Consider the following 14557-nt stretch of genomic DNA (forward strand, 5'->3'; position numbering starts at 1 on the left):
GAAGAGCGCCTTGACAACGCGCGGAGGTTTCGCACTTGCTATCCGTTCAGGGGAGAGCACCGCCCCTGCGCCCGGCCGGCGACCTCGTGAAGATCCTAGAGCTCCACCTCCTCGCGTTCGGTCCCTTCACGGATCTCCGGCTCGACTTCTCCGCCCCGTCGCCGGGCCTCCACCTCATCTACGGCCCCAACGAGGCCGGGAAGAGCACCGCGCTGCGGGCGATCCGCGGCCTGCTCTACGGCATCCCGCACATCACCCCGGACGCCCACGTCCACCACAACACCGATCTGCGCGTCGGCGGCCGGCTCGCGGGCAGGGGCGACACGGCGCTCGCGCTCGTCCGGCGCAAGGGCCGCGTGAAGACGCTCCGCGATCCGGACGACAACCCCCTCGACGACGCCGCGCTCGCGCCGGTGCTCGGCGGCGTCACCGAGGAGCTGTTCCGCACCTCCTTCGGCCTGGATCACGACACGCTCCGGCAGGGCGCCGAGGCGCTGCTCCAGGGCAAGGGCGACGTCGGCCAGAGCCTGTTCGGCGCCGGCCTCGGCGGGCCGGGGCTCCAGCAGCTCCTCACCACGCTGCGCCAGGAGGCGGACGAGATCTTCACGCCCCAGGCGAGGACCCGCCCGCTCAACGAGGCGATCAAGGCGTTCGAGGAGGCGCGCAACAAGGCGAAGAGCGCCGCGCGGCCGCCCGCGGACTGGACGCGCAAGCGGCAGGAGATCGACGAGGCCCGGGCCGAGCAGGAGCGCGTCGACGCCGAGCTGCGCGCCCTCCGCGCGGCCGACAAGCGGCTGCGGCGCGCGCTCCGCGTGCTCCCGCTGCTGGAGGCGCGGCGCGCGACCCTCGGCCGGCGCGCCGCGCTCGGCGACGTCGTGCTCCTGCCCGAGGGCGCGCAGCGCGACCGCGAGGACGCGCAGGACCGCGCCGCCGACGCGGCCGCCCAGGCCGAGCGGCTCCGCGCCGACATCGAGGAGCTCGAGGCCCGCCACGCCGCGCTGCACGTCCCCGAATCGCTCGCCGAGCTCGATCCGGGCGTGATCGACGGCCTCGTCACCCGGCTCGGGAGCCACCGCAAGGCCGCCGTCGACCTGCCGCGCGTCCGGGCGGAGCTCCACGGCCTGGAGGACGAGGCGCGCGCGATCCTCCGCCGGCTCGGGCGCGACGCCTCGCTCGTCGACGGCGCCGAGCCCGCGCGGCTCGAGGCGATGCGCGTCGACGTCGCGACCGAGGCGCGCATCAAGAGGCTCGCCCGCGAGCGCGGCGCCGTCGAGGCCAAGCCGCGCGAGGTCGAGCGGCTGCTCGCCGCGCACCGCGCCCGGCGCGACGCCTGCGCGCGCCGGCTGGCCGAGCTGCCGCCGGGCGAGGACCCGGCCCCGCTCCGCGGCGCGCTCTCGCGCGCGCAGAAGCAGGGCGACCTCGAGCAGCGCCTGCGCGACGCCACCGCCGCCGCGGCGCGGCTCGCCCGCGAGGCCGACGCGCAGCGCGACCGGCTCGGCCTCGGCGCCGCCGGCGAGGCCGCCCCGCGGGCGCACCTCGACGCCGGAGACGCCGCCGGCTCCCCCGCGCAGCGGCCGCTGTCCGCCGCCGAGGCGAGCGCCCTGCCCGTCCCGCTGCCCGAGACCGTCGACCAGGCGGCGGCGCAGTGGGGCGCCCGCGAGCGCGAGCGCGAGCGGCTCGGCGAGCGCGCCGCGGAGATCGAGGCGCGCCTGCGCGAGAGCGCGCGCGAGATCGACGCCCTCCAGCGCGCCGGCGCCGTGCCCACCGAGGCCGACCTCACCGAGGCGCGCGAGCGCCGGGACGCCGTCTTCAAGGCGCTGCTGCGCGCCCTCCAGTCGAAGGGGAGCGCCCGCGCCGCGTCGGCGGCCATCCACACCGCCTCGCTCTTCGACCTCGGCAAGGATGCGCCCGCCTCGCCCGGCGCCGGGCGGCGGCCGCCGCTCGCCGCGCCGGGCGAGCCGTCCGCGGCGGCCGCGCGCGGCAAGGCCGACGAGTACGCCGAGCTGGTGCGCGTCGCCGACACCCTCGCCGACCGGCTGCGCCGCGAGGCCGACCGGGTCGCGCGCCTCGCGCGGCTGCTCGCGGACAAGGCGCGGGCCGAGGCCGATCAGGCGCAGCTCGCCGCCGAGCGCGCCGCCCTCGCGCGCCGCGCCGAGGAGGCCGAGGCCGCGTGGGTCGAGCTGTGGCGGCCCGCGGGGGTCGCGCCGCGCTCGCCCGAGGAGATGCGCGGCTGGCTCGGCCGCTACGCGGGCCTGACCGCCACGGTCGACCGCCTGCGCGCCGCGGAGGCGGAGGCCGAGGCGCTGCGGGCCCGGATGCAGGCGCACGCGGCCGAGCTCCACGCCGCGATCCAGGGCGCGCGCGCCGGCCTGCCCCTGACCGGCGCGCCGGACGACGCGGCCGCGCGCCTCCCGGCGCTCGTCGAGGCCGCTGAGCAGGAGCTCGCGGCGATCGAGCTCGCCGCCCGCGAGCGCCGCGAGCTGCTCCGGGAGCGCAAGGAGCTCGAGCGCGAGCTCGAGGACCTCGAGCGCGAGCGGGCGGAGCACGCGCGCGCGCTCGAGGCGTGGCGGGCCGAGTGGGAGGACAGCGTGCGGCTGCTCGGCCTGCCCGGCGACGCGGCCACGGACGAGGCCACGGCGATCCTCGACGAGCTCGGCGCGCTGTTCCGCAAGGCCGACAGCGCGGCCCACGAGCGCCGGCGCGTGCGCGGCATGGAGCGCGACGCCCTCGCGTTCGCCGCCGACGTGGCGGAGCTCGCGTCCCGGCACGCGACGGACCTCGCCGCGCTGCCGGCCGATCAGGCCGCCGATCAGCTCGTCAAGCGCCACCACAAGGCGCGCGCCGACCTCCGTGAGCGCGGCGAGATCGCGCGCAGCCTCGCCGACAAGCGCCGCGAGCTCGACCAGCAGGAGGCGCGCCGCGCGGCCGCCGAGGCGCGCCTCGCGAAGCTCCTCGAGGCGGCGGCCGTCGCCCGCACCGGCGACGCCGCGGCCGATCTCGCCGCGCTCTCCGTGGCGGAGGAGCGCTCGCGCGAGGCGCGCCGCCTCGATCGCGAGCTCGTCGAGAACGAGGGCAAGCTCCTCGAGGCGGGCGAGGGCGCCGGCGTCGCCGCGCTGGAGCAGGAGACCGCGGGGGTGGAGCGGGACGCGCTCGCGCTGGAGCTCGACCGCACGGAGGAGCGCCTCGCGGCGCTCGAGGACGAGCGACGCCGGATCGACCGGGCGCTCGGGAGCCTCGAGCAGGAGCGCGAGCACCTCCGGGCGACGGTGGGCGCCGCGGAGGCCGCCGTCGAGGCGCAGATCTGCCTGTCGCACCTGCGCGGCGAGGTGCGCCGCTACGCGCGGGCGCGCCTCGCCGCGGTGCTGCTCGAGCGGGAGATCGAGCGGTACCGCGAGCGCAACCAGGGCCCGATCCTCGCGCGCGCGAGCGCGCTCTTCCACCGCCTGACGCTGGGCGCCTTCGCGGGCCTGCGGGTGGGCTACGACGAGAGCGAGCAGGCGGTCCTCCGCTGCGTCCGCGCGGCCCCCCCGGCCGCGGGCGCGGGCTCCGCCGCGGCGCCGTCGCCCGCGGACGACGGCGCCGCGGCGGAGCCCGCGAAGGCCCCCGTGCTGCGCGAGGTGGAGGTGAGCGGCCTGAGCGACGGCACGCGCGACCAGCTCTACCTCGCGCTGCGGCTCGCGAGCCTCGAGCACCACGCCCGGACGGGCGAGCCGATGCCGCTCATCCTGGACGACCTCCTGATCCACTTCGACGACGACCGCGCCCGGGCTGCCCTCGCGGTGCTCGGCGAGCTGACGGCGACGACGCAGGTCCTGTTCTTCACGCACCACGCGCGCCTCTGCGAGCTCGCGCGGGAGGCGGTGCCGGCCGAGGTCCTCCGCGAGCACCGGCTGCGGTGAAGGCGCGCTTGCGCCCCCTTGCGTCGAGCTCTGCTCACGACGCGAACAGCCAGGCGATGCTCGCCGCGCCGAACACGAAGAGCGCCGCCGTGAACACCAGGATCGCCGTCCGGTCGGGCCGGTAAGCCCCCCGCTCGATATCGCTGTACGCGCGCAGGTACCGCACCGCGGCCCACGCGATCATCGCCATCCCGAGCAGGACCATCCCCGCGCCCAGGCCCACGACCTCGCGCAGCAGCGACCGCGGCCCGACCTGCGCGGCCCCGGGCTCCGCCTCGAGGAAGTACAGGCTGAACCGATTGAGCGTGATGCCGAAGCTGAGCAGCGCGATCGCCGTGCGCACGTAGGCGAGGTGCGTCCGCTCGTTGGCCAGGTGCTCCCTCGCGTAGGCCTCGGTCCGCTTCACGCTCCCGTCGTCGGCCATGGCGTGACCATGGCGGCGGCCCCCCGCGCCTGCAAGCCCGGGCTCACCCGCGCTTCTTGCCCGAGAGCTCGACCGACGCCGCGTCCACCGACACCGAGGTCGGCGGCCCGAACTTCTTCACCTGGACCGTGACGCAGAGGGCCGGCGTGTCCTCGAGGACGCGCCCGATGATCCGCTCGGCGAGCGTCTCGAGCAGCTTGTACGAGGCGCTCGTGCCCGCCTCGACCACGAGGCTCGCGAGCCGGTCGTAGTCGAACACCCGCGCCCGCGTGTCGGTGCGGGGCAGCAGGGCGATCGGGAGCTCCACCTCCAGGCACACGACGAAGTCCTGGGGCAGGTCGCGCTCGGCGCGGGAAACGCCGTGCTTGGCGCGAAAGCGGATGCCGTCGAGGCGGATCCGGTAACTCTGGATCACAGACTCCATCGCCGCCCCCGTAGCACGCCTTCCGGCCGGCATCCGCCGCAAGGAGGTGGCCTGGTCAGCTCGCCCGCTCGCGGCGGCGCTCCCCGGCGCGCCGGCCGCGGCGGCCGCGCGCGCGCCGCCTCAGAGGAGGGGCCGCTTGAAGCACACCGCGTCGATCTTCGCGGTCATCTCGCTGCGCAGGAACTGCACCGGCTCCCACCCTTCCTGTCCGAAGCGCTTGAGCACCGGGTTCCACCCGGTGGCGTTGGTCACCTCGAGCGCCTGGCTGTCGCCCACGCGCGCCGTCTCGGCGTCCACGCACCGCACCTCCCAGCGGGGCGGATCGGTCCCCGCGTGCACCGGCGGCACCAGGAAGCGCGGCGCGACGTACGACGCGGAGCAACCGAAGAGAAACGCGACGGCGATGGCTGTTCCGGAGCTGAGCTTCGGCATGAGCGGTCCTTTCCTGCGGGTCGACCCGCGAAAGGCGTATCGGCGCTCCGTGCGTCACGTCAACAGGGAACGGCGCGCGGGCTCCTACCGCTTGCGTCCGAGCGCCTCGCGGTCCTTCACGATGAGCCGCCGGCCCGCCGCGTCGAGCAGGCCCTCTTTCCGGAAGGCCCCGAGCGTCAGCGTCACCGTCTCCCGGGTCGAGCCGATCACCTGCGCGATCTCCGCGTGCGTGATCGGCGCCGAGATCAGCGTCCCGCGCGGCGTCGGCACGCCCCACCGCTCCGCCGCGTGCAGGAGGAACTCGGCCAGCCGTCCTCCCACGTTCTTGAACAGCATCGACTCGATCCGGTCCTCGGTCTCCCGCTGCCGCGCGACGAGCAGCGCGAACACCGCGGCCCCGAACCCCGGGTGCTGGGCGCAGAGCTCGCGGACGAGCGCGAGCGGCACCCGGACCACCTCGGCCTCGTCCATCGCGACAGCGCGCTCGGTCCGCGTCTCCAGCCCGCCGAGGCACGACTCGCCGAGCACGTCGCCCGTGCCGCGGTAGCTGAGCGGGAACGAGGCCCCCGCCGCGTTCACCCGCTCGACGCGCGCCCGCCCCCGGCCGAGCACCACGAGCGAGTCCGCGGGCGCGCCCTGCTCGAAGATCGCCGTGTCGGACGCCACCACCTCGAGCACGGCCGCCTCGGTGACCGCCTCCCGCACCGGGCGGTCCGCCTGCGCGAACAGCGAGGAGAGCCGGAAGGCGCGCGCCACCCGCGCCTTCGCGGGATCAGCCGCCGGGCGCCCGGCATCCGGCGCGTACTGCGAGTCCAGGTCGCTCACGGTAGGGAGCGGGAGCGTAATCCATCTTGCGTAGGTTGGCACACACGAACACCCTTACCGCCCCTGCGCCGGGGGGGCGGCCGGGCGCCGCGATCAGCGCCCGCCGCGATCGAGCGCCACGACGATGTCCCGGTCGAGCGCGCCGTCCGCCGCCCGCGCGAACTGCTGGAAGCGCGGGTAGGCGTCGGGCTGCACGCGGCCCGCGGGCAGGTCGAGGAAGCGATCGAGGAGCAGCGCGCCCCCGTCGACGCGATCGCTCACCCGCACGGTGCGTCCATCATTCTCCGCCTTGAATGGATCGAGCCTCGTTGTCACGCGCGCGCCCTGGGGGAGCTTGATCCGGAGGCGCACCTCCGAGCGGGTCGCGATCTGCTCCGACAGGTAGAGCGGCGTCTCCCGGACCGGCAGGCTCGCGAGGCTCGCCACGCGCACGCCGAAGGGCGGCGACAGCACGAGCTCCGGCCCCTGCGCGCGCGCGAAGCTCGCGACCGCGATCTTCATCTTCAGGGTGAGCGGCCGGTCGATCTCGGTCATCTCCTTGACCTGGATCTCCTGCAGCCGCGCCCCCGGCACCATCTGCGGCAGCAGGCGCGACTCGACGGCGTCCCTCAGCTGCGCGTCGGGCAGCGACTCCAGCGCCGAGCGCAGGGCGATGGCGAGCTTGCCCTCGTAGCGCTGCTCGATGACGAGCGAGGCCGAGCCGTCCCTGGCCACCTCGGCGACGCCCTCGGTGACCACGCCGTCGTGCGCGCCGGACGAGGGCGTCACCTCGCGCGGCGCCCCGGGCCGCAGCACGATCGCCGGCTGCCCGCGCAGCGAGCTCGGCAGGTAGCCGTACGGCGCGAACTTGTCGCGCACGAACATCCAGCGCACCGCGCCCGCGCCGGGCTTGTCGCCCGTGTCGAGGCGCAGGGCGATCGCGTTGAACGTCTCCGCCTCGCTCATCGGCCCGCGCGGCGGCGCGGTGAGCCGGTCGCTCACCACGCCGTAGCCGGCGTCGATCCCGAGCAGGCGGCACAGGTAGAGGAACGCCTCCGTCCGGTTGCCGCTCTTGCCGATGACGACGCGGCGGCCGTCGCTCTCGCGCCCCTCCTCCACGTTGGCGAGCACCCACCGGTAGATCCGGCGCGCCTGCTCGTCCTTCGACGGCGCCGCCTCGCCGCCCTCGCCGCCCGCGCCCGCCGCGGGGCGCGCCCCCTTGCCGGCGCTCGCGGCCGCGTCGCCGTCCGCGCCGCCCTTGCCGGCGCCCGCGGCCGCGGCGCCCGGCGCCGGCTTCAGCGCGATCGCCCGCGCGATGCGCACGAGCCGCGGGTCGCGCGGCGTCTCGTCGGCGGCCGCGTCGACCATGCGCGCGATCGTGCTCTCCAGGCGGATGCCCCAGCCGATGCGGACGTTCGGCAGGAACTCCGCCGCGGGCGCGCTGGCCGGCTCCTCCGGCAGCGCCGGGCTCTTGTCGACGCGGTAGCGGCGGGTGACGAGCGCGCCGGACTCGGTGATCTCCGGCGCGGGGACCGGGCCGGAGGTCTCCACGTCGAGCGGGCGGCTCTTCGGCGAGACGATGATGAACTCGCTGCGCCAGTAGGGGACCTTCTCCTCGCGGAAGAACCAGCGCGGCCCCTGGAACGTGAGGCCGCCCTGGCCGTCGCCGCGCAGGATGAACAGGTTCTCGACCTCGATGTAGTCGCCCACCTCGAGGTGCGGCATCGTCACGGTCGGCTTGTCCTCGATGAACTCCGGCTCGTGGATCGACCCGTCGCGCTTGACGGTGCGGAGCTTCAGCACGAGCCCCTCGGGCACGCGCTGCTCGGCGTGCTCCTGGATCGCCTCGCGCGACTGGATCCGGATGATCTCGTGCTGGAGCATCCGCGCCGAGCCGTCCTCGTGGACCCACAGGGCGGCGTAGTCGAGCACGCGCGCCGCCGTGCCGGGCATGGCCTCGCCCGACGCCTCGTGCTCGGCGATCACCTTCTTCGAGTCCTGCCGGTACGGGCTGAGCTCCGTCGTCCCGTCGAGCAGCTCGATCGCGTCGCGCAGCTCCGAGGTGTCGGCGCCGGTGCGGATCGCCTCGATGAGCGCCTTCTGGAGCGCGTCGCGCTCCCCCCGCGCGAAGCGCGCGTCGGCGAGCGCGAGGCGCGCGTCCGCGTCGTCCGGCGCCTTGGCGAGGGCGCGCTCGAGCTGCTCGAGCGACTCGGCGCGCTTGCCGGCGCGGGTCAGCAGGTCGGCGATGCGCAGCGCGATGTCCTTGCGGTCCCTGCGCACCGCGCCGATGCGCCCGAGCTCCTTGATGGCCGCCGCGTAGTCGCGCCGGTCGATGGCCCGCTCCAGCTCGATCTCCGCGTCGGGCTCGATCTCCCGGATGCGGGCGGCGATCCGGTCGGCCTCGGCGATGTGCCCGTCGCTGTCGTGGATGCGGAGGAGCGCGCCGAGCACCTCGACGTCGTCCGGGAAGCGCGCGGCGGCCTCCTTCACGGTGCGGACGTGCTCGACGCGCCAGCCGAGCCGCGAGTACATGGCCGCGAGCGTCTTCAGGATGTCGGGCACCTCCCGGAACCTGTCGGCGAGCGCCTCGATCGTGCGGGTGACCTCGGGCAGGCCGGCCTTGTCGGCCTCCTCGAGGGCGAGCCAGAAGCGAGGGTACCAGAGCTCCGGGTCCTTCTCTGCGGCGCGCGCGCGCACGTCCTTCACGAGGTCGCGCCCGTCGGACGCCGGGAAGATCGGGTCTTTCTCGAGGAAGACCGCCTGCGCCGCGAGCGCGGGCCCGGTGGCGCGGGCCGGGTCGGCCACGAGCGGCTCGATCAGCACCGCGCTCACGTCGTCCTGCCCCTCGAGGTGGGCGATGTGGGCGGCGAGGAACCTGGCGATCGGGTCGTTCACGTCGCGCTCGGGCTGCGGCGCGCCGCGCAGCCCGCGCGCGCGGGCCACCCTGGGCGCGGGCTGCGGCGGCACGCCGAGGGCGTTGAGGAACGGCTCGATCGGGTTCGGGTCGGGAAGGACCTCGGGCGGGAAGAGCGCGTACGGCGGCGTCGGGTCGGCGGACGTGGTCAGGCCGAGGGGGGTGCCGTTCGGCGCGAGCAGCCGGATGGATGTGTCGCCGCTGCCGACGCGGGCGAGGATGCGGTGCCGGCCGGGTCCGAGGCGCAGGCGCGCGCCGAAGCGCGGCCAGATGCCCCACTGCTTCGTGTCGCGGGTCAGCACCTCGACGTCGTCGACGAGGATGGCGAACGCGCCCTGGACGGCGACGATCATCTCCCGTTCGGCCGGCAGGTCGACGAACGTCTCGACGTAGAAGATGCCCCCCCGCGCCGTGGCGCCCGGCGCGCCTTCCGGCGCGACGGCGGAGAGCTGGCACCCGCGGCGCTCGGCGCCGAGCACGCGCGGCGGGTCGGCGCGCCGCGGGTCGCGCGGGAACACGGGCGGCCACGGCCCGGCGCGCTCCGCCTCGTACCGCACGCGGTGGTCGCTCTCCGCGTTGTGCCCGAAAGGCCCGGCGAAGCGCGCGTTCTCGATGCACCCGTACCGGCGCGCCGCGAGGTCGACGATCGGCACGGCCGGCGCGGCCCCGGAGGCGCTGCTCCCGGCATGGCCGCTGGCGGCGCTGCCGGTCCCGGCGGCGCGCGCCGCGGCGGCGGCCTCGTCCGGGAGTCCCTCGATGCTCCACCACTCGACGAGCTCGCCGCGCGCGCGCCACCCGAGGTTGCCGGGGTGGTCGATCGCGCGCAGGACGACCTCGCGGGACTTCTTCCAGAGGCCGGCGACGCTGGATCGCAGCCCGAGCAGCCGGTTCGCGGCGAGCCAGCCCACGAGCGGCGCGTCCGGGTGCGTGCTCACGCGCGCGGCGTCCACCGCCTCGAGGTAGGCCGCCGCCGCGCGCGCGTTGCGGCCGTGCTCCTCGTCGTCGATCGCGCGCCCGAGCGACGCGAGCATCGACTTTGCGCCGAGCCCGTCGAGGCGTTTGCGCGCCGCCTTGACCCCCGCCGGCGTGCCGCCCGGCACGAGGAGCTCTCCCAGCAGCCATCGGCCGACCACCTCGCCGTCGGTCGAGTGCGCGCCGGCGTCGCGGAGCGAGGCGATCGGGTCGGGCGCGCGTTGCGCGGTGACCGCGCTGCACGCGCCGAGCGCGAGGGCCAGGGTGGCGGCGCCGGCGAGCCGGAGGAGCGCCGAGAGGGGTCGAGGAGCGCGCATCGGCTCGGTCCTTAGCGCGGCCGACCGCGTGCGCACAGGTGGCGCGCGCGTCCCTCCGGTTCGACCCAGCGCGCAGGAGGCCGCGGTTTTCCTTGGGTCGCTGGGGTCCCCCCCGCTCCCCCGGCTGGAGGCAGGGGTCAGCTCAGCATCCCTCGTCGGATGCCGCGCACAGCATTGAATATTGGATGCCGACGTGAGCCAGGGCCCACGGGCGCTCGCCGCTGAGGCCCGCCTGGCGCCGCGATCACCGAGGACATCGCGCAGCCGAGGAGCACGCCGCGAGCCCTCTTCGCTCCATTCTTGGAGGAGAGACAATGGGGGCCGCATCGGAGGGATGCATGGGAACGCGCACGAAGAGGTCAGACGGAAGAACAAGACCGGAGACGGGAGACGGGAGACGGGGGAGGTGGAAACAGGTTCCCCTGACGCCAGCCCCCAACATGGGTCTCGCCCAGGTCGAGGCAGCAAAAACCCGACGGCGACCGCAGCGAGAGAGCCCTTTTCAACGGCACCGACTCCCGTTGTATCTTCCCGCCTCATTGCCGCCGTCCGGCTTTGCCGGTCGGCAGGGAGGAGATCAGCGATGGATTATTCGAATGAGGTCCTCGAGACCACGCCGGAGCGCGCCACCAAGTTCCTCACGGGGATGGGCGCAGTCGCCGCGATTCGCACGTTGATGGCCGACGCGGGGATGACCGATGACGATATCCTGGAGGGCCGCACGCTCCTCCTCGACGTCCTCGCCGCTCCCCGGAAGATCGGCGCAGCGCCAGATACCGACGACGCGCGGGCGCAGCGCGCCGCGACCACGGAGCTCGATCAGTGGGATGAACCCAACTTCGCCCGTCATGGCGCCTCGCTCCGCCGGCGTTTCCCCGACGTGCATGCATACGTCTTCAAGGACCTCTCGCCCTCGACCGGCACTGCCGCTGTCCAGGGAGTGGCCACCTTCCTCGCGCGGCTCGACGCCCTCGAGAGCGGCGCCGATCCGGACCGCGCCGGGACCAAGCAGAGCGACAAAAAGGCGGTCGCCTTCCTCGCGACCCGCGGACTCGACAAGACCGAGCGCAAGCGCCTCAAGGGGCTCGTCGACGTGGCGCTCGGACCGACGTCCGTCCTGCCCGCGGCGACCGAGCTCCCGGAGGCCTCGCGCCGGCGCGAGGCGCTCTCCCGGCTGCGCGGCTGGTTCGACGAGTGGTCGACCACTGCGCGCGCGGTCGTCAAGAAGCGGGGCTACCTCATCCGCCTCGGCCTCGCGAACCGCAAGGCGCCCCAGCGCAAGGCTCCGTCCGCGCCCGCCACCCCCACCGAGCCGGTCGACGACATCGACGCCACCGTCGCGGAGTAGCCCAGCCCACACAGCACGGCTTCCGGCGGGTGCCCGAGACCTTCCGACGCGCTCCGGAAGCTTCCGTCGCGGAAACGAAGCCCTCCGGCGCGCGCCGGAGCACGTGATTTCGCGCACTTGGCGGCGTCGCCCGCCCCGCCGGCGCTGTCCGACGCGCGGCGGGGGGCGAATTTCCCGGCAAATTTCGCATCCCGCTCCGCGACGGAAGCTTCCGGCGCGCGACGGAAGCCTTCACGCGGGCGGCGGAAGCCTTCGCGCCGGCGGCGGAAGCCCTCACGCCAGCGGCGGAAGCCTTGGAGACGGCAACGGAAGCCTTTCTCCGGCAACCGCCCCCTTCGCGCGCGCGACCAGAGCCCTCCGGCCTCCACCGGACGCCATGACGCGGCCTCTCACGCTCGCGGATCGCCCCCTGAGCCGGGGCCGGCCGGCCCCGGTCCCGGGTCACGGCTCAGACGCCGACCTCGACTGCGCTGGCGACCTGCTGGAGGAGCACCGCCTGCTCGATCACCTCGGGCGGCACACCGAGATCGTCACGCGCCGCGCTCACATCCTCGCGCGCCGCCGCCACGTCCTCGCCAACCGCACCGACGACGTGCTCGCGCTCGGCGCTCACCTGCTCGCCCTCGGCGCTCACCTGCTCGCCCTCGGCGCTCACCTGCTCGCCCTCGGCGCTCACCTGCTCGCCCTCGGCGCTCACCTGCTCGCCCTCGGCGCTCACCTGCTCGCCCTCGGCGCTCACCTGCTCGCCCTCGGCGCCCGCGTCCTCGCGCTGCGCGCGCGCCTCGTCGCGCTCCGCCGCCCGGCGCAGCGCCGCGATCTCCGCCTGCGCGGCGATCAGCGCCTGTTCGAGCTCGTCGTGGAGCGCCTGCGGAGATCCAGCCGTGGCGCGCGCCTCGGCGAGCTCGCGCTCGAGCTGCGCGATCTTCCAGCCCGCCGCGCGCACGTCGGCCTCGCTCGAGGCGGCGCTCCGCGCCAGCGCGTCGAGCTGCTGCCGCAGCGCCTCCGCGGCGTCGCCCTGGCCGCCAGACCCCGGGAGCACCCCGCCCGGCCCGCCGCCACCCGCCGCGTCGCCCGGACCGCCGCGCCCGGCGGCCGACGCCTCGAAGACCGTCCCGAGCTCGTCGACGAGCTCCTTGCCCACGCGCTCGCTCTCGCGGAGCTGCGCCTTGAGCGCCGCGATGACGTGGCCCCGGTCGCGGAGCGCCTCCTCCAGGCCCGCGATCTCCGCGGCCGTCGCCTCGCCCAGGTCGCGCTTCTCGAGCTCGGCGATCCGCTGCTCCTGCGCGGCGACGCGCTCCTCGAGCTCCACGATCCGCGCCTCGAGCAGCAGCCTGCGCGCGTCGAGCGCGCTCCGCTCCTCCTCCAGCCCACGGTTCTCCCGATCGAGCCGGCTCGCCCGCTCCTCCAGCCGATCGCGCTCCCGCGCGAGCTCGTCGAGCTTCGCCGCCGCCTCGCGCCGCGCGCGCTGCGCCTCCTCCAGCGCGCGCTCGCCCTCCTGCGCGCGCCGCCGCGCCGTGTCCCGATCCGCCGTCGCCTTCGCCAGCTCCCGCCGCGTCGCCGCGGCGGCGGCCTCGAGCTCCTCCACGCGCGCCGCGAGCGCCGGATCGGGCGCCGCCGCCGCGGGCCGCGCCTCGAGCTCGGCGATCCTCGCGCGCGCAGCATCGAGCTCGGCCGTCGCGGCGTCGAGGCGGTCGCGGGCGCCGGCGATCTCCGGCCGGTTGCGGATCATGCCGAGCTCGAGCTCGACCTTGGTCCGCAGCCGCTTCTCGTCGTCGAGCTGCTTCGCGAGCCGGGTCGCGCGATCGCGCTGGCTGCGGAGCTCCTCCTCCATGTCGCGGATCTGGTGCGCCAGGCGCTCGGCGCGGACGTGGGTGTCGCCCGCCCGGGCCTCGACCTCGCGGAGGCGCGCCGCCCTCGCCTCGAGCTCGCCCTCGACCTCGGCGAGGCGCGCGGCCGTGGCGACCGCGCTCTCGGCGCGGGCCCCGGCGTCCTCGCGGTCGCGCTGGTGCCGGGTGCGCAGCTCCGCGAGCTCGCCCCCGAGCCGCGTGGCGCGGCCCTCGGCCTCGCTGAGCGCCTCGGGCGACGGGCCCGCGCTCGCGACCGGGAAGCCGGCGAACGGCAGCTCGATCACGGCGAACGCGTCGAGCCGCGGCAGCCGCTCGCCGGCCACCGCGATGAACCACTCCGGCTCCTCGGAGCCGTCCAGGATCGACGTGTCGACGCTGACGTCGGGCTCGCCCTTCGGCGCGAACTCCGCGACTGTGTAGCCGACGAACGGCGCCTGGCCGATCATCCGCACCTGCTTGAACTGAAGCGCGACGAGGTCGTAGAGCGCGTAGTAGCCGGGCGCCCCGCCGCGCCGCGCGCCCGCCGGCAGCAGGCCCCGGCCGACGTCGGGGTTCGGCGACGCGATGACGGCGGCGCCGCTCGCGGCCGTGAGGCGGCGGGCGCGCCGGAGGATCTCGGCCGGCTCGCTGAAGATCGAGAGGTCGGGGATGACGAGGGTGTCGAAGGCGCCGTCGCGCACGCCGAGGTCGCCGTCGAACACGGCGAAGCTCGGGTGCGGCTGCCGCGTGGCCGCCGACCGCGCGAGCATCTCCGCGACGCGCGCGGCGTCGGGGTCGTAGGCGTGGACGAGGCGGGCTCCGCGCTGGAGCAGCCGGTCGGCGAGGCCGATCGTGGCGTCACCCAGGACCGCGACCCGCCGGCCGCGCACGAGCGGCTCGAGGTAGGCGCTCAGCACCAGGGCAGGGTGCAGCGCGGCGGGGGCGGCGTGCCGCGGCGAGCCGGCGGCGGCGAGGGAGGACTCCGTCGTCATGGTTCCGTCCTCTTACGGCGCGAGGGCCCGGGAGTCCACAAAGCGCAGTGCAGAGTTGCAAGGCTGCACCCGCCGCGCCGGGCCCCCGTCCCGCGCCGATGACGCTCTGCGTCTCCCGCCAGGATGCCCTTCGTCGCTCGCGACGTGAGATCCAGCACACCAGCGTGACCCCCGCGAGCCGCGCCCCGGCGCGCCGCGACCCGGC

At 75.8% G+C, this 14557-nt stretch carries 8 protein-coding genes; 2 read left to right on the forward strand and 6 right to left on the reverse strand.

Annotation, left to right across the window (positions count from 1 at the left end; genetic code table 11):
* Nucleotides 1-86 precede the first annotated feature (86 nt).
* On the forward strand, nucleotides 87-3899 hold the full coding sequence (locus tag WME96_RS37205; protein ID WP_437286323.1) for an AAA family ATPase: 3813 nt from the start codon (nucleotides 87-89) through the stop codon (nucleotides 3897-3899).
* A 34-nt stretch (nucleotides 3900-3933) separates the two neighbouring features.
* Here the strand turns inward: WME96_RS37205 and WME96_RS37210 are convergent, their stop codons facing one another.
* From WME96_RS37210 to WME96_RS37230, 5 genes are all read right to left on the reverse strand, one after another.
* Nucleotides 3934-4323 carry a YidH family protein gene (locus WME96_RS37210; RefSeq protein WP_437286324.1) on the reverse strand — a complete coding sequence of 130 codons (390 nt, stop codon included), beginning with the start codon at nucleotides 4321-4323 and terminating at the stop codon, nucleotides 3934-3936.
* A 43-nt stretch (nucleotides 4324-4366) separates the two neighbouring features.
* Entirely contained in the window at nucleotides 4367-4747 is a 381-nt protein-coding gene (locus tag WME96_RS37215; RefSeq protein ID WP_061618612.1) for a dihydroneopterin aldolase, read from the reverse strand.
* A 120-nt stretch (nucleotides 4748-4867) separates the two neighbouring features.
* Nucleotides 4868-5179 (reverse strand): hypothetical protein, encoded by a 312-nt coding sequence (locus tag WME96_RS37220; protein ID WP_061618613.1) that lies wholly within the window; start codon nucleotides 5177-5179, stop codon nucleotides 4868-4870.
* An 84-nt stretch (nucleotides 5180-5263) separates the two neighbouring features.
* Entirely contained in the window at nucleotides 5264-6004 is a 741-nt protein-coding gene (locus WME96_RS37225; RefSeq protein ID WP_437286325.1) for a Crp/Fnr family transcriptional regulator, read from the reverse strand.
* Between the two features lie 93 nt (nucleotides 6005-6097).
* Complete coding sequence (locus WME96_RS37230; protein WP_437286326.1) at nucleotides 6098-10186, reverse strand: hypothetical protein; 4089 nt, start codon at nucleotides 10184-10186, stop codon at nucleotides 6098-6100.
* A 583-nt stretch (nucleotides 10187-10769) separates the two neighbouring features.
* Between WME96_RS37230 and WME96_RS37235 the strand changes: the two genes are divergently transcribed.
* The gene (locus WME96_RS37235; protein ID WP_437286327.1) at nucleotides 10770-11534 is read left to right on the forward strand and encodes a hypothetical protein; all 765 of its coding nucleotides are present in this window, start codon (nucleotides 10770-10772) and stop codon (nucleotides 11532-11534) included.
* Nucleotides 11535-11982: 448 nt separating this feature from the next.
* Here WME96_RS37235 and WME96_RS37240 read toward each other — a convergent pair whose 3' ends face one another.
* Nucleotides 11983-14352, reverse strand: coding sequence for a hypothetical protein (locus tag WME96_RS37240; protein WP_437286328.1), 2370 nt, complete (start codon nucleotides 14350-14352; stop codon nucleotides 11983-11985).
* Nucleotides 14353-14557: the final 205 nt, after the last annotated feature.

The organism is Sorangium sp. So ce406, from assembly GCF_051474675.1.
Lineage (GTDB): Bacteria > Myxococcota_A > Polyangia > Polyangiales > Polyangiaceae > Sorangium > Sorangium cellulosum_G.

Excerpts from the sequence above, each read along its gene's own strand:
- WME96_RS37210 (WP_437286324.1), bottom strand. The coding sequence starts at position 4,323 with ATGGCCGACGACGGGAGCGTGAAGCGGACCGAGGCCTACGCGAGGGAG.
- WME96_RS37215 (WP_061618612.1), bottom strand. The coding sequence starts at position 4,747 with ATGGAGTCTGTGATCCAGAGTTACCGGATCCGCCTCGACGGCATCCGC.
- WME96_RS37220 (WP_061618613.1), bottom strand. The coding sequence starts at position 5,179 with ATGCCGAAGCTCAGCTCCGGAACAGCCATCGCCGTCGCGTTTCTCTTC.
- WME96_RS37230 (WP_437286326.1), bottom strand. The coding sequence starts at position 10,186 with ATGCGCGCTCCTCGACCCCTCTCGGCGCTCCTCCGGCTCGCCGGCGCC.
- WME96_RS37235 (WP_437286327.1), top strand. The coding sequence starts at position 10,770 with ATGGATTATTCGAATGAGGTCCTCGAGACCACGCCGGAGCGCGCCACC.
- WME96_RS37240 (WP_437286328.1), bottom strand. The coding sequence starts at position 14,352 with ATGACGACGGAGTCCTCCCTCGCCGCCGCCGGCTCGCCGCGGCACGCC.